At 64.3% G+C, this 18489-nt stretch carries 20 protein-coding genes; 14 read left to right on the top strand and 6 right to left on the bottom strand.

The window, feature by feature from the left end:
* Positions 1 to 4: 4 nt before the first annotated feature.
* The gene (locus tag AGI3411_RS06160) at positions 5 to 904 is read right to left on the bottom strand and encodes an NAD kinase (protein ID WP_129526518.1); all 900 of its coding nucleotides are present in this window, start codon (positions 902 to 904) and stop codon (positions 5 to 7) included.
* 142 nt (positions 905 to 1046) lie between these two features.
* Here AGI3411_RS06160 and hrcA point away from each other — a divergent pair, with 142 nt between their 5' ends.
* The 8 genes from hrcA (at position 1047) to AGI3411_RS06120 (ending at position 8030) form a co-directional block, all read left to right on the top strand.
* On the top strand, positions 1047 to 2051 hold the full coding sequence (gene hrcA / locus AGI3411_RS06155; RefSeq protein WP_129526517.1) for a heat-inducible transcriptional repressor HrcA: 1005 nt from the start codon (positions 1047 to 1049) through the stop codon (positions 2049 to 2051).
* 45 nt (positions 2052 to 2096) lie between these two features.
* Positions 2097 to 3188, top strand: coding sequence for a ferrochelatase (gene hemH / locus AGI3411_RS06150; RefSeq protein WP_129526516.1), 1092 nt, complete (start codon positions 2097 to 2099; stop codon positions 3186 to 3188).
* A gap of 12 nt (positions 3189 to 3200) precedes the next feature.
* Positions 3201 to 3437, top strand: coding sequence for a hypothetical protein (locus AGI3411_RS06145; RefSeq protein WP_129526515.1), 237 nt, complete (start codon positions 3201 to 3203; stop codon positions 3435 to 3437).
* Between the two features lie 123 nt (positions 3438 to 3560).
* On the top strand, positions 3561 to 4118 hold the full coding sequence (gene grpE / locus AGI3411_RS06140; protein WP_129526514.1) for a nucleotide exchange factor GrpE: 558 nt from the start codon (positions 3561 to 3563) through the stop codon (positions 4116 to 4118).
* A 14-nt stretch (positions 4119 to 4132) separates the two neighbouring features.
* Positions 4133 to 4537 carry a thioredoxin family protein gene (locus AGI3411_RS06135; RefSeq protein WP_129526513.1) on the top strand — a complete coding sequence of 135 codons (405 nt, stop codon included), beginning with the start codon at positions 4133 to 4135 and terminating at the stop codon, positions 4535 to 4537.
* Positions 4538 to 4617: 80 nt separating this feature from the next.
* Positions 4618 to 6543 carry a molecular chaperone DnaK gene (dnaK, locus tag AGI3411_RS06130; RefSeq protein WP_129526512.1) on the top strand — a complete coding sequence of 642 codons (1926 nt, stop codon included), beginning with the start codon at positions 4618 to 4620 and terminating at the stop codon, positions 6541 to 6543.
* A 109-nt stretch (positions 6544 to 6652) separates the two neighbouring features.
* Positions 6653 to 7777 carry a molecular chaperone DnaJ gene (gene dnaJ / locus AGI3411_RS06125; protein WP_129526511.1) on the top strand — a complete coding sequence of 375 codons (1125 nt, stop codon included), beginning with the start codon at positions 6653 to 6655 and terminating at the stop codon, positions 7775 to 7777.
* Between the two features lie 52 nt (positions 7778 to 7829).
* Positions 7830 to 8030, top strand: a complete 201-nt coding sequence (locus AGI3411_RS06120) for a hypothetical protein (protein ID WP_129526510.1) — start codon at positions 7830 to 7832, stop codon at positions 8028 to 8030.
* A 25-nt stretch (positions 8031 to 8055) separates the two neighbouring features.
* Here AGI3411_RS06120 and AGI3411_RS06115 read toward each other — a convergent pair whose 3' ends face one another.
* Both AGI3411_RS06115 and AGI3411_RS06110 read right to left on the bottom strand, forming a co-directional pair.
* A complete protein-coding gene (locus AGI3411_RS06115; protein WP_129526509.1) occupies positions 8056 to 8445 on the bottom strand; it encodes a DUF4148 domain-containing protein in 390 nt (129 codons plus the stop codon).
* A gap of 287 nt (positions 8446 to 8732) precedes the next feature.
* Entirely contained in the window at positions 8733 to 11489 is a 2757-nt protein-coding gene (locus AGI3411_RS06110; RefSeq protein ID WP_129526508.1) for a M16 family metallopeptidase, read from the bottom strand.
* A 108-nt stretch (positions 11490 to 11597) separates the two neighbouring features.
* On the opposite strand from AGI3411_RS06110, the gene AGI3411_RS06105 reads away from it, so the two are divergent.
* The 3 genes from AGI3411_RS06105 to AGI3411_RS06095 all read left to right on the top strand — a co-directional run bounded on the left by AGI3411_RS06105 (position 11598) and on the right by AGI3411_RS06095 (position 13460).
* Positions 11598 to 12191, top strand: coding sequence for a GNAT family N-acetyltransferase (locus AGI3411_RS06105; protein ID WP_129526507.1), 594 nt, complete (start codon positions 11598 to 11600; stop codon positions 12189 to 12191).
* Positions 12192 to 12406: 215 nt separating this feature from the next.
* Positions 12407 to 12784 (top strand): hypothetical protein, encoded by a 378-nt coding sequence (locus AGI3411_RS06100; protein WP_129526506.1) that lies wholly within the window; start codon positions 12407 to 12409, stop codon positions 12782 to 12784.
* 118 nt (positions 12785 to 12902) lie between these two features.
* A complete protein-coding gene (locus tag AGI3411_RS06095; RefSeq protein WP_129526505.1) occupies positions 12903 to 13460 on the top strand; it encodes a GNAT family N-acetyltransferase in 558 nt (185 codons plus the stop codon).
* A 51-nt stretch (positions 13461 to 13511) separates the two neighbouring features.
* On the opposite strand, the gene AGI3411_RS06090 is transcribed toward AGI3411_RS06095, so the two are convergent.
* Together AGI3411_RS06090 and AGI3411_RS06085 are read right to left on the bottom strand one after the other, a co-directional pair.
* The gene (locus AGI3411_RS06090; protein WP_129526504.1) at positions 13512 to 14684 is read right to left on the bottom strand and encodes a vWA domain-containing protein; all 1173 of its coding nucleotides are present in this window, start codon (positions 14682 to 14684) and stop codon (positions 13512 to 13514) included.
* A 23-nt stretch (positions 14685 to 14707) separates the two neighbouring features.
* Positions 14708 to 15589, bottom strand: coding sequence for an AAA family ATPase (locus AGI3411_RS06085; RefSeq protein ID WP_129526503.1), 882 nt, complete (start codon positions 15587 to 15589; stop codon positions 14708 to 14710).
* 175 nt (positions 15590 to 15764) lie between these two features.
* Here AGI3411_RS06085 and AGI3411_RS06080 point away from each other — a divergent pair, with 175 nt between their 5' ends.
* Together AGI3411_RS06080 and AGI3411_RS06075 are read left to right on the top strand one after the other, a co-directional pair.
* Entirely contained in the window at positions 15765 to 16118 is a 354-nt protein-coding gene (locus tag AGI3411_RS06080; protein ID WP_129526502.1) for a c-type cytochrome, read from the top strand.
* Between the two features lie 11 nt (positions 16119 to 16129).
* On the top strand, positions 16130 to 16492 hold the full coding sequence (locus AGI3411_RS06075) for a c-type cytochrome (protein ID WP_129526501.1): 363 nt from the start codon (positions 16130 to 16132) through the stop codon (positions 16490 to 16492).
* Positions 16493 to 16571: 79 nt separating this feature from the next.
* On the opposite strand, the gene AGI3411_RS06070 is transcribed toward AGI3411_RS06075, so the two are convergent.
* Positions 16572 to 16997, bottom strand: a complete 426-nt coding sequence (locus tag AGI3411_RS06070; protein ID WP_129526500.1) for a DUF1841 family protein — start codon at positions 16995 to 16997, stop codon at positions 16572 to 16574.
* Between the two features lie 204 nt (positions 16998 to 17201).
* Here AGI3411_RS06070 and icd point away from each other — a divergent pair, with 204 nt between their 5' ends.
* On the top strand, positions 17202 to 18458 hold the full coding sequence (gene icd / locus AGI3411_RS06065; RefSeq protein WP_129526499.1) for an NADP-dependent isocitrate dehydrogenase: 1257 nt from the start codon (positions 17202 to 17204) through the stop codon (positions 18456 to 18458).
* Positions 18459 to 18489: the final 31 nt, after the last annotated feature.

Raw genomic sequence — 18489 nt, 5'->3', positions numbered from 1 at the left:
CTTACTACTCTACGTTGTCGGTGGCCTGGGGCATCAGATTCCAGTGCAGCTTGCGGCGCAGGGTGGAGAAGAAGCTGTAGCCTTCAGGGTGCACGAAGCGGATGGCATAGGGGGCGCGCTGCACGACGATGCGGTCTCCGGGTTGCAGGTCGGACCAGGTCTGCATGTCGAAATGCACGCTGGCGCCCACTTCCACGCGGCCCATGGCCGTGAGGGTCATGTTGAGCACGCCCGTGTCGGGGATCACGATGGGGCGGTTGGAGAGCGTCTGCGGCGCCACGGGCACGAGCACCATGGCGTTCATGCCGGGGTGCAGGATGGGGCCGTTGGCCGACAGCGCATAGGCGGTGGAGCCGGTGGGGGTGGCGATAATGAGGCCGTCGGCGCGCTGCGTGTACATGAAGGCGCCGTCCAGTTCGACGCGCACTTCGATCATGCCGCCGCGCCCCGCGCGGTTCAGGACCACGTCGTTCAGGGCGGTGGCGGAATACATTTTCTGGTCGCCGCGCCACACGCTGCCTTCGAGCAGCGTGCGTTCTTCGATCTGGAAGCTGCCCTCGAGCACGCGCGCCAGCGCGCCATGCGCATCCTGCAGCGCGATATCGGTGATGAAGCCCAGGCGCCCGTGGTTGATGCCGATCAACGGCACGCCGTAGGGCGCCAGGTGGCGCCCCGCGCCGAGCACGGTGCCGTCGCCGCCCATCACCACGGCCAGCGATGCGTTCTCGCCGATTTCCTCGAGGGTGGCGACAGGGTATTCGGTCAGCCCGGTATTGCGCGCCGTGTCCGCATCGATGAGCACGTGCCGGCCTGCCTGCGCCAGCGCGTGGGCAAGGGCTCTCAGCGGTGTGTCCAGGCCGGTGTCCTGGTATCTGCCGATCAGGGCGACGGTAGGAAAGTGCATGGCTGCGTGCGAATCCAAAAAGGGCGGGCCGTCAGGCCGAAACCCGCCCGGAATGGGCTGTTTAGCCGATTATATGGGGCCGCATATCGGCTTGCAGGACAAAAATCGCCTCAATCGGAAAAGTTTCCCTAAAATACCTGTTATGGATGACCGTGCACGCGCACTACTGAAAGCGTTGATCGAACGCTATATCGCCGATGGGCAGCCAGTCGGCTCGCGGACGCTATCGAAAGTCTTCGATTTGTCCCCTGCCACGATCCGCAATGTCATGGCGGACCTGGAAGAACTGGGCCTGATCCACAGTCCGCATACCTCCGCCGGCCGTATTCCTACGCCGCGGGGCTACCGCATGTTCGTCGATTCCCTGCTGGCGGTGCAGTCCTATCAGCTGGAACCCCACAACATGGGCGAGATGCTGGCGGCGGCGGAACCCACCCGGGCCGTCAACGCCGCGGCGGCGCTGCTATCCAACCTGACCCAGTTCGCCGGGGTGGTGCTGACGCCCAAGCGCGCGCAGGTGTTCCGCCAGATCGAATTCATCCGCCTGTCCGACAAGCGCGTGCTGCTGATCATCGTCACGCCCGACGGCGACGTCCAGAACCGTATTCTCTTCGTCCAGCGCGATTACGCCGAGACGGAATTGCTGGAAGCCGGCAATTTCTTCAATATGCATTTCGCCGGCAAGTCCTTCAACGTCGTGCGGCAGACCTTGTCCACCGAGCTGGCCCAGCTGCGGGAAGACATTTCACGCCTGATGCAGGCGGCCGTCGAGGCCAGCGCGGAAGCGGCAGAGGACGGCGACGCCATGGTGATTTCCGGCGAACGCAAGCTGCTGGACGTGACCGACATTGCGTCCGACATGGATCGTCTGCGCAAGATGTTTTCGCTGTTCGAGAAAAAGACCGATCTGCTGCAGCTCCTGGACGTCTCCAGCCGCGCCCAGGGCGTGCAGATCTACATTGGCGGCGATTCGCAGCTGGTGCCGATGGAGGAAGTTTCCGTCATCACCGCGCCCTACGGGGTGGACGGCAAGGTGGTGGGCACGCTTGGCGTGATCGGTCCGACGCGCATGGCGTACGAACGGGTCATCCCCATCGTGGACATCACGGCGCGCCTGTTGTCCAACGCCCTCAGCCACAACCAGTAGGCCCATTCAAAGCGACATCCTCCTTGCGGAGGAAGGGGAGTTTTTGTGTTTCTTCGCCTGTTCAAGTACTTGTGGCCTGAACGGTACCTGCCCGAGCCCGAGCAGGACGACCCCTTCGACGAAGACCCGCCGCCGCGCGGACCCGGCAAGGTCGGCGTGCTGCTGGCGAACCTGGGCACGCCGGATACGCCGGGCAAGAAGGACATACGCAAGTACCTGGGCGAATTCCTGTCCGATCCCCGGGTGATCGAAATCCCGCGCTATCTGTGGAAGCCGATCCTGCACGGGCTGGTCCTGACGATGCGGCCCAAGAAACTCGAGCCGCGCTACACAGGCGTCTGGATGCAGGAGGGCTCGCCGCTGATGGTCTACAGCAAGCGGCAGGCCGACGGCGTGCGCGCCGCCCTGGCGGCGGCGGGGATCGAGGCCGTGGTGGAGCTGGGCATGCGCTACGGCAATCCGTCCATCCCCGAGGCCATCTCGCGGCTGCGCGAGCAAGGCTGCGAACACATTCTGACCGTTCCGCTCTATCCGCAATATGCGGCGTCCACGACTGCCACGGTGGTGGACGCCGTGACCCGCCACGCGGGCCGCCTGCGCGACCAGCCGGCGCTGCGCTTCATCAAGCGCTTCCATGAAGAGCCGGGCTACCTGGACGCCTTGGCGGGCCGCATCGAGCGCTATTGGCAGGAGCACGGCAAGCCTCAGAAACTGGTCATGAGCTTCCACGGCCTGCCGCGCTATTCGATCGAACTGGGGGATCCTTACTACCGCGATTGCATGGATACCGCGCGCCTGCTGTCCGAGCGGCTGTCGCTGCCGCGGGAGCAGATCGAGGTGACGTTCCAGAGCCGCTTCGGTTCCGCCCGCTGGCTCGAACCCTATACGGAACCGACCCTGAAGGCGCTGGCGGCGGCCGGCACGACGGAGGTCGATGTGGTGTGCCCGGGTTTTGTGGCAGACTGTCTGGAAACCCTGGAAGAGATCAGCCTGGAATGCCGCGACGCCTTCATCGAGGCGGGCGGAAAGCAGTTCCGCTACATTCCCGCGATCAACGACGATCCTGCCTGGATCGCAGGGCTGGCCAGCCTGGTGGAACGGCACTTGCAGGGGTGGCCCACGCAATCACGGACTTGAAGGAGAAGGCGCATGCACCATGATCCCAAGACTGGCAAGGTAGTGAAAAAAGGGACGGTTGGCACTCCGGTGGACGAGGATCAGGTCGAGCACGAGCTCGACGAGGCGCTTGCCGAGACCTTTCCCGCCAGCGATCCCATCGCTGTCCACCCGGAACCCGACGACGGCGAAAAGCGCGTGGACCACGCGCTGAAAGAGAGCTTCCCGGCCAGCGATCCGGCCGCGCCGTCGCAACCCTCGCGGAAATAGGCGGGAGGCCGGCGGGCGGGTCCCCCGGGCGCCGTCAGGGAATATTTCGCTTTCCCGGGCTTGAAATAGGGGTATTGGCCCCCATTCATGTCTGCGAAAGCCATTCTTTTTGGAGGATTCCCCATGACGGCACCCCACGAGCCTGCGGACCAGGCGCCCGAAATCGGCCAGAACGCCGACGCGGCCCCCGCCGACCAGGACGCCGCGCAGGCCGAACTGAACGCGTTGCGCGCCCAGCTGGACGCCGCCCAGGCTACCGTCAATGAGCAGCGCGACCAGCTGCTGCGCACGCAGGCCGAAGCCGAGAACGTGCGCCGCCGCTCCCAGGAAGACGTGTCCAAGGCACGCAAGTTCGGCATCGAGTCGTTCGCCGAGAGCCTGGTTCCGGTGAAAGACAGCCTGGAAGCCGCCCTGGCCCAGCCCGAACAGACCGTCGACGCGCTGCGCGAAGGCGTGGAAGTGACGCTCAAGCAGCTGACGGCCGCCTTCGAACGCAATCTGCTCAAGGAAATCGCGCCGGCGCAAGGCGACAAATTCGACCCGCACCTGCACCAGGCCATTTCCTCCATTCCCAACGAGCAGCCCGCCAATACCGTGGTGCAGCTGCTGCAAAAGGGTTATTCCATCGCCGACCGGACCCTGCGTCCGGCGCTGGTGGTGGTGTCCGCCGGACAAGGCTGAGCCCCCCGCGCGCCATGAACGGCCCCCGCTTCGACCCGGCCCAGGTATTCCAGGTGTTCGGCATGCGCCACGTCGATACCGCCGGGTTCGACGCAGCGGTGGCCGAGGCGCCGGGGGCGGATCTGCGCTGCGTGTTCCTGTGGGGCCAGGACTGCTATAACTGCAATCTTTTCAAGCAGGCCGCGCTGCTGCACCGGGAAACGTTGCTGGGGCTGGGCCTGACATGGTTCGAGGCCGACGTCTACGCCGACGAGCCCCTGGGCCGGCGCTTTTCCCTGCATGGTGTCCCCACTTTTGTGCTGTACCGGGCCGGAAAGCGGCTAGGGCGCATTACCGGCTGGCCCGGGCTGCCCCAGTTCACGGCGGCGATCCGGCGCCTGCAGGACGCGGCATCGGAAAATTCGAGCCAGGCGTCTTGAAAAACCCTGCGGGCAGCCCCAGTTACGTGGGGACAAGAAGTTTCTCCCTATTTTCACAGATTCAATCAAGGTAACCCACCATGAGCAAGATTATTGGCATTGACCTGGGCACGACCAACAGCTGCGTGGCTGTCATGGACGGCGGGCAGGTCAAAATCATTGAAAACGCGGAAGGCGCTCGCACGACCCCCTCCATCGTTGCCTACATGGACGATGGCGAAACGCTGGTCGGCGCCCCGGCCAAGCGCCAGGCGGTGACCAACCCCCGGAACACCCTGTACGCGGTGAAGCGCTTGATCGGCCGCAAGTTCGAAGAAAAGGCGGTGCAGAAGGACATCAACCTGATGCCCTACGCCATCGTCCGCGCCGACAACGGCGACGCCTGGGTGGAAGTGCGCGGCAAGAAGATGGCGCCTCCCCAAGTGTCGGCCGACGTGCTGCGCAAGATGAAGAAGACCGCCGAGGACTACCTGGGCGAAGAAGTGACCGAGGCCGTCATCACCGTGCCCGCCTACTTCAACGACAGCCAGCGCCAGGCCACCAAGGATGCCGGCCGCATCGCGGGCCTGGAAGTCAAGCGCATCATCAACGAACCCACCGCTGCCGCGCTGGCGTTCGGCCTGGACAAGACCGAAAAGGGCGACCGCAAGATCGCCGTCTATGACCTGGGCGGCGGCACGTTCGACGTGTCCATCATCGAAATCGCCGACGTCGATGGCGAGAAGCAGTTCGAAGTGCTGTCGACCAACGGCGATACCTTCCTGGGCGGCGAAGACTTCGACCAGCGCATCATCGACTACATCATCGGTGAGTTCAAGAAGGAACAGGGCGTCGATCTGTCCAAGGACGTGCTGGCCCTGCAGCGCCTGAAGGAAGCCGCCGAAAAGGCCAAGATCGAGCTGTCCTCGGCCCAGCAGACCGAAATCAACCTGCCGTACATCACGGCGGACGCTTCGGGTCCGAAGCACCTGAACCTGAAGATCACGCGCGCCAAGCTGGAAGCGCTGGTCGAAGAGCTGATCGAACGCACGATCGAACCCTGCCGCGTGGCCATCAAAGACGCCGGCGTGAAGGTTTCCGACATCGACGACGTGATCCTGGTCGGCGGCATGACCCGCATGCCCAAGGTCCAGGAAAAGGTGAAGGAATTCTTCGGCAAGGATCCGCGCAAGGACGTGAACCCCGATGAAGCCGTCGCCGCTGGCGCCGCCATCCAGGGCTCCGTGCTGTCGGGCGACCGCAAGGACGTGCTGCTGCTGGACGTGACGCCTCTGTCGCTGGGTATCGAAACCCTGGGCGGCGTGATGACGAAGATGATCCAGAAGAACACGACGATCCCGACCCGGTTCTCGCAGACCTTCTCGACCGCTGACGACAACCAGCCGGCCGTGACGATCAAGGTGTTCCAGGGCGAGCGCGAAATCGCCGCGGGCAACAAGGCCCTGGGCGAGTTCAACCTCGAAGGGATTCCCCCGTCGCCCCGCGGCATGCCGCAGATCGAAGTCACGTTCGACATCGACGCCAACGGCATTCTGCACGTGTCCGCCAAGGACAAGGGCACCGGCAAGGAAAACAAGATCACCATCAAGGCCAACTCGGGTCTGTCGGAAGACGAGATCCAGCGCATGGTCAAGGATGCCGAGGCCAACGCCGAGGAAGATCACCGCGTTGCCGAACTGGCCCAGGCCCGCAACCAGGCCGACGCGCTGGTGCACGCCACCCGCAAGTCGCTGACCGAATATGGCGACAAGCTCGAAGCCTCCGAAAAGGAAAGCATCGAAGCCGCCATCAAGGAGCTGGAAGACACGCTGAAGGACGGCGACAAGGCCGCCATTGACGCCAAGACGGAAGCGCTGTCCACCGCGTCGCAAAAGCTGGGCGAGAAGATGTACGCCGACATGCAGGCGCAGCAAGCCGCCAGCCAGCAGCAGGCGGCCGACAACGCGAAGCCGGTGGACGACAACGTCGTCGACGCCGACTTCAAGGAAGTCAAGCGCGACCAATAATGGCCGGGCGCTGACCAGCCTCTGCCGCCCGGTAGCCGGAGAAATCCGCCTACCGGGCGTACTCATTCTGTAGCACTGAAAAGAAGGCTCGTTTTCGAGCCCACGGATCATGGCAAAACGCGACTATTACGACGTCCTCGGCGTGGCGAAAAACGCTTCGGACGACGAACTCAAAAAGGCCTATCGAAAGCTGGCCATGAAATACCATCCGGACCGCAATCCGGACAGCAAAGAAGCCGAAGAGAAGTTCAAGGAAGCCAAGGAAGCCTACGAGGTCCTGGGCGATGAGCAGAAGCGCGCCGCGTATGACCGCTACGGCCATGCGGGCGTGGATCCCAACGCCGCCGGCATGGGCGGCGGCATGGGCGGCGGTTTCGCCGATGCCTTCGGCGACATCTTCGGCGAAATCTTCGGCGGCGGCGGTGGCCGCCGTGGCGGCGGCCCGCAGGTCTACCGCGGCGCCGATCTGAAGTACGCGCTGGAGATCACGCTGGAGCAGGCCGCGGCCGGTTTCGACACCGAGATCCGCGTGCCGAGCTGGGAAAACTGCGACACCTGCCACGGTTCGGGCGCCAAGCCCGGCACCTCGCCCAAGACCTGCCGCACCTGCGGCGGATCCGGCGCCGTGCGCATGCAGCAGGGTTTCTTCAGCGTGCAGCAGACGTGCCCGACCTGCCATGGCAACGGCAAGGAAATTACCGATCCGTGCGCGGCTTGCGACGGCGTGGGCCGTATCCGCCGTAACAAGACCCTGCAGGTCAAGATTCCGGCCGGCATCGACGACGGCATGCGCATCCGCTCCAGCGGCAACGGCGAACCCGGCATCAACGGCGGGCCTCCGGGCGACTTGTACGTGGAAATCCACATCAAGCAGCACAAGATCTTCCAGCGCGACGGCGACGACCTGCACTGTGAATTGACCATCCCGTTCACCACCGCGGCCCTGGGCGGCGAGCTCCAGGTGCCGACGCTGGGCGGCAAGGCCGAGATCTCGATTCCCGAAGGCACGCAGTCCGGCAAGACCTTCCGCCTGCGCGGCAAGGGCATCCGGGGGGTGCGCGGCAGCTATCCGGGCGACCTGTATTGCCACGTCGTGGTGGAAACGCCGGTGCGCCTGAGCGACGACCAGAAGAACATCCTGCGCCAGTTCGAGGCGTCGCTGAACGACGGCGGCGACCGCCACTCGCCGCAGAGCAAGTCGTGGACGGACCGGGTGAAGGAATTCTTCAGCTGAGCTGCATGACGGAATAAGAAAGCCGCGACAACCATCGCGGCTTTTTTTTCGCATGAAAAAGCCGCGGCTTGCGCCGCGGCCGTACTGCTACTTCAACTGCTACTTCAACTGCTACTTCAACTGCTACTTCAACTGCTACTTCAACTGCAACTTCGACTTCTACTGCGACATCGACTGCAACTTCAACTGCTCGTGCTACATCGACCGCCGCTGTCGCCGGAAAAAACCGGCCTCAAACCATGATGCCGCCTGAGGCCGGCCGGGCCACAGCAAGCAGCTCACCGGGTGATCGGCGGGTATTCCAGTTCGCCGAACGTGTATTGGCCGCTGGCCTTGGCTTGCGCCAATTCGGCCTGGACATCGGCGCGCGACTTGGCGCTGGCCGGTGCCGCCGAGACGGGCGGGTATTCCAGTTCCCCAAACGTGTACTGGCCGTTGAACTTGGCCTGTTGCAGTTGGGATTGCACTTCCTGCGAGCTCAGGCTGGCCTTTTGCGGCCGCGCGGGGGGATAGTCCAGTTCGCCGAAGGTGTATTGGCCGCTGGCCTTGGCTTCCTGCAGTTCGGTTGCCACTTGGGCGCTGCTCTTGGCTTGTTCGATGCCGGCAGCCTGGGCGCCGACGCCCGCCAGGGCCAGGGAAAGCAGAAGGGTGGTGGTTAGGCTTTTCATGGTAGACCTCCAATTCGTCTTGTGTGGGGACCGAATCCGGCGGCCCTCCGTCGTGGTTCGTTGTTTGTTCCCGATGACTGAATTGTGATCGCTATCCCACCTGGGATAAACCCGTATTTCTTGAAAACATCTTTCCATATAAACGAGTAATAAACTTTTTTTCTTTTATTCACCCCATGGATGGCATGGTTACAGGGGGCTCCCACGCGGGGAAGTGGAAACGGCGGTTGAAACGCCAAGAAAAAAGCCCCGCCGGAGCGGGGCTTGCGTGGCGCGGCGGCTGACGGTCAGGGGGCCGTCTTTTTCTTGAAGTCGCCGGCTACCGCCGTGCTGAAGCCGTCCGGGCGCAGGTATTTGCGCAGGGTGGCGTTGACGGCATCGGGCGTCAGCGCGGAGATCTTCTTGTCCATCTCGGCGGACCAGGCAAACGTGCGGCCTCGCTGCAGGTAGTCCAGCCAGGTGCTGGCCAGCACGTCGTCCTGGGCGCGGGCCAGATTGCGGTAGTTCAGCAAGGCGTTGATGCCGTCGGAGATTTCCTTGTCGGAAAAACCGTCCTTCAGGACGCGCGCCAGTTCCTCGCCTATCGCCTTTTCGAGGCGTTCGCGGTTTTGCGGCGCGTAGATGGCGTACATGGTCCAGTTGGCGGTGGGCTCGAACGACGACACGGACAGCGAGCTGCGCACGTTGTAGGACAGACCCTCGGTTTCACGCACGCGGTTCCACAGGCGCGAGGTTTCCGATGCGCCGAACAGGTAGTTGCCCAGGTACAGCGCCGCGTAGTCCTCGTCCGTATCCTGCAGCTTCAGCGGCATGCGGGAGATGTAGAAGGCGTTGGCCTTGTCGGGCGTGTCGATGTCGAACTGCTTGGCGGGGATGTCGCGGTACGGGTTGGGCACGCGGGTGTAGGCGGGCGCCTTCTTCCAGCCGGCCAGCCCGGTCTTCAGCGCTTTTTCCACCGCGGCGGGTTCGAAGTCGCCGACGGCGGAGTACTCGATATTGCCCGCGCCGTAGAACCTGGAGTGGAACTTGACCAAGGCGTCGCGCGTCAGGCCGCGCGCGCTGGCGAGCGCTTCTTCGAAGGTGGGCACGTAGCGCAGGTCATCGGCGGGCCAGGGATTGTCCTGGCGGGCAATCGCGCGGCCGGCCAGGGCCGAGGGCTCGGTCATGGCGTTCTGGATCGAGGTTTCCATCTGGCGCTGGTATTCCTCGAGCTGTTCCGCCGGGAAGTTGGCGTTGCGGACGATATCCAGCGCCAGCGCGGTGAGTTCGGGCAGGTTTTCGCCCTTGGTCGACATCGCGATCTTCAACGTGGTGCCGCTGCCGTTGAAGCCGAGTTCGGCCTGCAGCGCGTCCAGGCGGTCCTGGATGTCCTGGCGCGACAGCTTGGCCGTGCCGCGCGAGAGCAGGTCGGCCACCGCGCCGGAATTCACGCGCTGCCCGCGCAGGTCTTTTTCGTTGCCGAACTGGATCAGCATCTGCGCCTGCACGCGGTTGCCGCGCGTGGCCTTGGGCAGCAGCGCCAGCTGTACCGGGCCGTTGGGCAGGTCCAGCTTCTTGCGCTGCGTCAGCTTGTCGATATTTTCGGGCGAGGGGTCGAAGGCCGACGCGGCCTTGAAGTCCGGGTCGCCCTTATAGTCCTTGAAGACGGCGGTCAGGTCCACGCGCTGCGCCTGCGGGGCGCGCACGGGCTTTTCGGTGGGAATGTAGCGGCCTTCGATGCGGTTGCTCTGCACCAGGTACGACGTCGCGGCGTGCTGCACTTCGGCCAGCGTGGCCTTGCGGGCCCGGTCGCGCTGCAGGAAGAACAGGCGCCAGTCGCCGGCGGCGATGGCCTCGGACAGCGCGACGCCGACCTGCTCCGGATCGCTGTAGGTTTGTTCCCATGCGGTCAGCCATTTGCTGCGGGCGCGGTCGAGCTCCTGCTGGGTGAACGGTTTTTTGCCCAGGGATTCCAGCGTGCTGGTCAGCGCCTGCATGGCGGTGTCCAGGCTCTTGCCCGGCGTGAGCTGCGCGGCGAACATCGCCAGGCCGGGGTCCAGATTCTCCATGGTGAAGCCGAACACGCCGGAGGCCAGCTTGGTCGGCACCAGGGCGTGGTAGAGGCGGCCGGAGGGCGTGTCGGCCAGGATGGTGGCGGCCAGGTCCAGCGGCACGAAGTCGGGGCTGCCGGCGGCGGGGATGTGGTACATCGCGGCCACGAGCGGCGTGCCGCCCGCGCGGCGCAGCGTCACCGAGCGCTCGCCGTCCTGGGCAGGTTCGACGGTGTATTCGGGTGGAAGGCGGCGGTCGGGCTTGGGCAGCTTGCCCAGCGTTTCCTCGATATCGGCGAGCGTCGTCTGCGGGTCGAATTTGCCCGCCACGATCAGCACCGCGTTGTCGGGCTGGTAGTACTCGTGATAGAAGGCGCGCAGTTGCGCGATGTCGACGTTTTCAACGTCGGAGCGGGCGCCGATGGTGTTCTTGCCGTAGCTGTGCCACTGGAACGCCACGGACTGCATCTTCTGCATCAGGATGCGGAAGGGGCTGTTTTCGCCGCTTTCCATTTCGTTGCGGACCACGGTCATTTCCGAATCCAGGTCTTCCTTGGCGATCAGGGAATTGACCATGGCGTCGGCCTGCCAGCCCAGGTACCACTTGAGGGTGTCGGGGTTGGCGGCGAAGCTGGCGAAATAGTTGGTGCGGTCGCTGGAGGTCGAACCGTTGGCCTGCAGGCCCCGGCGGGAGAATTCGCCCATGGCGTTGCGCGTGGTCGAGGTGCCCTTGAACAGCATGTGTTCCAGCAGGTGGGCCATGCCGGTCTGGCCGTAGTTCTCGTTGCGCGAGCCCACCAGGTAGGTCATGTTGACGGTCGTGGAGGGCTTGGATTCGTCGGGAACCAGCAGCACCCTCAGGCCGTTGGCCAGGCGGTATTCGGTAATGCCTTCGATCGAGGCGGCCTCCGAAACGCCGGCCGGCAGGCTGGCGGCCCCGGCCTGGAAGGCCAGGAAGGAGGTAAACAGCAGCGCGCCCAGCGGGCGCGGCAGCTTCGATAGGGACAGGCGCATGGCAGACAATTCCTTTGGCATGGCAGAATCCGTTGGAGTGTATACGTTGACAATGGTTCAGGGGCCGCCCGGCGCGTCTCCTGGCCGCAAGGCAAGGAAATCCGGCATATGTCCCTATCCATCGAGGTTGAAACGCCGCGCCTGGTGCTGCGGCAATGGCTTGCGGCCGACCGCCAGCCGTTCGCGGCGCTGAACGGGGACCCCAGCGTCACCGAATATCTGCTGCCCCTGACGGCGTCCGAGAGCGACGCGCTGGCCGACCGGCTGGCCGCCGGCATCGACGAGCACGGCTGGGGCTTCTGGGCGGTGGAGGCGCCGGGCGTCGCACCGTTCATCGGCTTCGTGGGCATCAAGCCTCTGCCGCCCACGCTGCCGTTCGCGCCAGGCGTGGAGATCGGCTGGCGGCTGGCGCGGCCGCACTGGGGCAAGGGGTATGCCAGCGAGGCAGCCTGGGCCGCGCTGAAAGTAGGGTTCGAGCAAGTGGGGCTGAACGAGATCGTGGCCTTCACGGTGACGGGAAACCAGCGTTCCCGGGCGGTCATGGAGCGCCTGGGGATGAAGGCCGACCCGGCGCGCTTCGATCACCCCGCCGTGCCCGTGGGCAGCCCGCTGCGCGAGCACGTGCTCTACCGGATCGGCCGCCAGGGCTGGCGTGGCCAGAAAAACGGTGACGCAGACGGAACGCCGGTCGCTGCCGCATAGGAAGCCCTGCTGCCGGCGGGGGCGATTTGAGGTCTCGCGGCCTGCGGGTGTAAGCTGTCCAAGACGTAGTAGCAGTCCGCCGACGGGATGCGCGATAGCCGCCTACAGGCTTCCCGTCCAACGCCCGGCGCCGCCCCTTGCGCGCGGTGCGGGTGATTGTCGTTCGCGCCTTCGCTGCCGGCATCCTGCCGGCGCATCTTTCGGAGGAACGACCCATGCTGACCGAGATCGTCACGCGTGCGCTGTCCCAATTGACCGGCTCCCCCCTGAGCGGCGACGGGATCAAAGGGCAGTTTCAGTACGCTTATGCCAGCGATGACGGCCAATTCGTGGCCATACTGACCCACGACATGACCACGTACGTGGTGGACTTGAGCACACAACGGTATTTCGCGGAATGCGGCGGATCGCCCAGGGGATTCGCCGGCCACGTGCTGGAGATGGAGGGCGTCGCAGCGCGCAGCCATCCCTGGCCCGCCGCGAATGATCTCTTTGACCTCGACATGGATGGCGACGAGCTGTCCTGGCGCCAGTGCCCCTGCCTGCGCCAGGCTCCTTCCGCCGACCGATCTGTGGAGAGCCGCGCTGCGTGAGAGCGGCCAGAAGCGGCAACATCTCACTGAACCGGCGGATATCGCCGGTTTTTTTTCGCCTTAAGCCGCCGCCCCAAGGCAAAAGCGCCTCCTTCTTCCCCCGGCTACAATTTCTGCCATGACTACGCAGGCCGAAATCCGTGCGCCCGGGGGCGCCATTCTGGTCGACTGCACGCACGAGCGTCATGCGGACCAGATCCTTGCCATTTTCAATGACGCGATCGCCACGTCGACCGCGCTTTACGACTACAAGCCGCGGCCGCGCGAGGCGATGACGGGTTGGTTCCAGGCGAAGCGGCAGGGCGGTTTCCCGGTGGTGGGATACGAAAACGAAGCAGGCGAATTGATGGCGTTCGCCAGCTACGGCACATTCCGCGCGTGGCCCGCCTACAAGTATTCGGTCGAGCATTCCGTCTATGTGGATGGGCGTTTCCGCGGGCAGGGGCTGGGCGAAGCGCTGATGCGCGAACTGATCGCGCGGGCGCGGGCCGATCAGGTGCACGTGCTGATCGGCGGCATCGACGCGGCCAACCAGGGCAGCATCCGCCTGCACCAGAAGCTGGGCTTCACGCATGCGGGCACGATCCGCGAGGCCGGCTTCAAGTTCGGGCGCTGGCTGGACCTGGCGTTCTACCAGCTGACGCTGGAGACGCCCGACAGCCCGGCGGACGGCTGACGCGAAGCCGCGACCGGAGCGGCGTGCACTGCGGTCGCGAGCCCCGGCGCGTTATTTCGACAGGGTGCGCATGGCCTGTTCCAGGCCGGCGACCGTGACCGGGTACATCCGGCCCTGCATGATGTCGCGCAGCAGCGCGATGGACTGGCGGTATTGCCAGGACGCGGTGGGCTCCGGGTTGAGCCAGACCGATTTGGGCCAGGCTTCCAGCAGCCGCCGCACCCACTCCGCGCCGGGCTCTTTGTTGTAGTGCTCGACCGAGCCGCCCGGCTGCAGGATTTCGTAGGGGCTCATGGTGGCGTCGCCGACGATTATCAGGCGCCAATCGGGGTTGTACTTGCGCAGCACGTCCCAGGTGTCGAAGCGTTCGTTCTGGCGGCGGCGGTTGCTCTGCCACAGGCTTTCGTACGGGCAGTTGTGGAAGTAATAGACCTCCAGGTTGCGGAACTCGCTGCGCGCCGCCGAGAACAGTTCTTCGACGCGTTCGATGTGGTCGTCCATGCTGCCGCCCACGTCCAGCAGCATCAGCACCTTGACCGTGTTGTGGCGCTCCGGGACCATGCGCAGGTCCAGGTGGCCGGCATTGCGCGCGGTGCTGGCGATGGTGTCGTCCAGATCCAGTTCCATCTCGGCGCCCTGGCGCGCGAAGCGCCGCAGGCGGCGCAGGGCGACCTTGAAGTTGCGTGTGCCCAGTTCGACCTGGTCGTCGTAGTCCTTGAACTGGCGCATGTCCCAGACCTTGACCGCGCTGCGGTTGCCGGCGGAGTCGCCGCCCACGCGGATGCCTTCGGGATGGTAGCCGCCATTGCCGAAGGGCGAGGTGCCGCCGGTGCCGATCCACTTGCTGCCGCCGGCATGGCGTTCCTTCTGCTCTTCCATGCGCTCTTTGAAAAGCTCCATCAGCTTGTCCCAGCCGTGCTTTTCGATGGCGGCTTTTTCCTCGGGGCTCAGGCTTTTCTCGAACTGCTTGATGAGCCAGTCCAGCGGGATTTCCTTGCCCGGGGGCAGGGCGGCCGCGATGCCCCGGTAGTAGGCGCCGAAAGCCTTGTCGTAGCGATCGTAAAGCGCCTCGTCCTTGACGAGCGTGGCGCGCGCCAGGAAGTAGAAATCATCCAGCGTGGGCGCCATCAGGTCCTGGCGCAGGGCGTCCACCAGGGTCAGGTATTCCTTGACCGAGACGGGCAGCTTGTGCGCCCTGAGATGGTAGAAAAAATCGATCAGCATGTGAGGACCGCCCGTGGGTGCGATCAGCGGCGCTGGCCGCCGCGCGTCATGGCCGCCAGGCGTTCCAGCAGGTGGACGTCCTGCTCGTTCTTGAGCAGGGCGCCCGCCATCAGCGGCACTGCCGTGGCGGTGTGGGCGTCGATCTCGGCGGCGGTGGCGTCCTCGGCCAGCAGGAGGCGCAGCCAGTCCAGCAGTTCGGACGTGGAAGGCTTTTTCTTCAGGCCGGGCGCTTCGCGCAGCGCGAAGAAGGTGTCGAGCGCCGCGCGCAGCACGTCCTGCTTCAGGTCCGGATAGTGCACCGCCACGATGTCGCGCATCGTTTCGCGGTCGGGGAAGCGGATGTAGTGGAAGAAGCAGCGCCGCAGGAAGGCGTCGGGCAGGTCTTTTTCGTTGTTGGACGTGATGATGACCAGCGGGCGGTGGCGTGCCGAGATGGTCTCGCGCGTTTCGTACACATGGAATTCCATGCGGTCGAGTTCGCGCAGCAAATCGTTCGGGAATTCGATGTCGGCCTTGTCGATCTCGTCGATCAGCAGCACGGTCGGCTCCGGCGACTGGAAGGCCTGCCACAGCGTGCCCTGCACGATGTAGTTGCGGATGTCGCGGACTTTCTCGTCGCCCAGCTGCGAGTCGCGCAGGCGCGACACGGCGTCGTATTCGTACAGGCCCTGGTGCGCCTTGGTGGTGGATTTGATGTGCCATTGCAGCAGCGGCCGGCCCAGCGCGCGCGCCACTTCTTCCGCCAGCATGGTTTTCCCGGTGCCGGGTTCTCCCTTGATCAGGAGCGGGCGCTGCAGGATGAGCGCGGCGTTGACGGCGAGTTTCAGGTCATCGGTGGCGACATAGCTGTCGGTCCCGTCGAAGCGGTCAGGCGAGGCGGAAGTGGCGGACTGGGCTGCGGACATGGTCGGATGGCTTCTGTGGTTTGATGGTGATCAATACCATCGTAAGGTATTAATCCTGAGCAATTATCGTACAATCAGGCGGTTTTGCTTTGGGTTCGACCCGCAACGTGTTTGCCGAGGGCCTTTTCTTGCAAGCAGGCCCTAGTCCTTAGCCATACGAAGAAGAGCCACTCCAATGAAGTTGCGAACCTCTCTGAAGTACACGCTATCTGTGTTGGCCGCAATGGCATCCTGTGCGATCGCCGGCCAGGCTGTTGCTGCAGACGCAGCAGCGGTCGGTAATGTCCAGAACGCCCGAGACAAGGTTTCCATGTGCATCGGTTGCCACGGCATCGAAGGCTACAAGGCAACGTTTCCCGAGCTTTACCACGTTCCGATGATCGCCGGCCAGAACGCCAAGTACATCGAAACGGCCCTCAATGAGTACAAGAAAGGCGCGCGCAGCCATCCCACGATGGACGCCATTGCCGGCAGCCTGTCCGATCAGGACATCGCCGACCTGGCCGCGTACTACTCGAATCTCAAATAAGGGGCAAACAGATGAAGCGCACCATCCTTGCCCTCGCGGGCGCGACCTTGGCCATGGCGGGCGCTGCCGCCCATGCCCAGGATCTGGCGGCCGGCAAGGCCGTCTTCGACAAATTCAACTGCGCCTCCTGCCATGGCGCCGACGCCAAGACGGCGGTGGATCCGGCCTATCCGATCCTGGCCGGGCAGCATGCGGACTACCTGATCCATGCCCTGAAGGCCTACAAGCGCGGTGCGTCCGGCAGCGCGGCCACCGCCAACGTGCGCAAGAACCCCATCATGGGCGCCTTTGCCACGCAGCTGTCGGACCAGGACATCTCCAACGTGGCGGCATGGCTCTCGGCGCAGCCAAGCGACCTGGGCGTGCGCAAATAGGCGCCACCCGCCCCCGGAAATACAAAAACCCTCGGCATGCCGAGGGTTTTTTGTCGTTGCCGGCGGAACCGCAAGGCGGTCAGCGTCCGACGCGCTGACGGATCAGGTCGATGTAGGTATCGCTGTCCAGCGGCGTGCCCAGCCGCTGCGCTTCCCAGACCACCTGGCCCAGGCATTCCATGATCTCGTGCGCCGCCTGATGCGCGTCCGTGCGCGCCACCAGCTGTTGGTAGGCGTTCCGGATGCCGGGCGGATGGTCGATGGACAGCTGCTCGGCGATGGCCAGGTGCATGGACAGGTGCAGGAAGGGGTTGGTGCGCCCCTTTTCCACCGAATATTCCGCGGTCATGGCCTCGGGGTTTTCCAGATCGCCGTGGTATTCCGGATGCTCGATGATCCAGTCCAGCGCGATGGCCTCGAGCGGCGTCAGCACCTCGGCGGCGCGATGCTTGCGCCAGGTTTCGATAAAGAATTCGCGGACTTGGTCGCGGGAGGGATTGAACATCTGCGGGGGACGGAAAGCGGGCTATGGACGCATTATTTTACCGCCCGGCGCGGCCCGCCGGGCCGGGCGGCCGCTTTGCGATATAGAATGGGTTGCTATCCGCCATCCGGTGTGCGGTTCTCGAGGACGGTATTCCCCGCGGAATCGGACGCTTTCCGATGCCGGCGCGTGCAGAAAAAACCACCCGGAGCAAATGGAGCATTCATGTCCTACCAACATATCAAGGTTCCCGCTGGCGGCCAGAAGATCACGGTCAACGCTGATTTCTCGCTGAATGTGCCCGAGCAGCCCATCGTTCCCTTCATCGAAGGCGATGGCACGGGCGCCGACATCACCCCGGTGATGATCAAGGTCGTTGACGCGGCGGTGCAGAAGGCCTACGGTGGCAAGCGCAAGATCCACTGGATGGAAGTCTATGCCGGCGAGAAGGCCACCAAGGTCTACGGTCCGGACGTCTGGCTGCCCGATGAAACCCTGGAAGTCGTCAAAGACTACGTGGTTTCCATCAAGGGGCCGCTGACCACGCCGGTGGGCGGCGGCATCCGTTCGCTGAACGTGGCGCTGCGCCAACAACTGGACCTGTACGTCTGCCTGCGCCCGGTGGCGTACTTCAAGGGCGTGCCTTCGCCGGTCCGCGAACCCGAAAAGACCAACATGGTGATCTTCCGTGAAAACTCGGAAGACATCTACGCCGGCATCGAATATATGGCCGAGAGCGAGCAGGCCAAGGAACTGATCCAGTTCCTGCAGACCAAGCTCGGCGTGAAGAAGATCCGCTTCCCGAACACCTCGTCCATCGGCATCAAGCCTGTGTCGCGCGAAGGCACCGAGCGCCTGGTGCGCAAGGCCGCGCAGTATGTCATCGACAATGACCGCACGTCGCTGACCCTGGTGCACAAGGGCAACATCATGAAGTTCACGGAAGGCGGCTTCCGCGACTGGGGCTACGAGCTCCTGCAGAAGGAATTCGGCGCTGTCCTGATCGACGGCGGCCCGTGGTGCAAGTTCAAGAACCCGAAGACGGGCCGGGAAATCATCGTCAAGGACGTGATCGCCGATGCTTTCCTGCAGCAGATCCTGCTGCGTCCGGCCGAATATGACGTGATCGCCACCCTGAACCTGAACGGCGACTACATCTCGGACGCGCTGGCCGCGCAAGTGGGCGGCATCGGCATCGCCCCGGGCGCCAACCTGTCCGATTCGGTCGCCATGTTCGAAGCCACCCACGGCACCGCGCCGAAGTACGCCGGCAAGGACTACGTGAACCCCGGTTCCGAAATCCTCTCGGCCGAAATGATGCTGCGCCACATGGGCTGGACCGAAGCCGCCGACCTGATCATCTCCAGCATGGAGAAATCCATCCTGTCCAAGAAGGTCACGTATGACTTCGCCCGCCTGCTCGAAGGCGCGACCCAGGTGTCGTGCTCGGGTTTCGGCCAGGTCATGATCGAAAACATGTAATTGGCGGTTTGCCGCCTGCAAGTCCTGTAAA

Origin of the sequence: Achromobacter agilis (genome assembly GCF_900496965.1) — a bacterium.
GTDB lineage: Bacteria > Pseudomonadota > Gammaproteobacteria > Burkholderiales > Burkholderiaceae_B > Achromobacter > Achromobacter agilis.
Note: the sequence above shows the minus strand (reverse complement) of the source record. Positions and strands in the feature narration are given on the sequence as shown.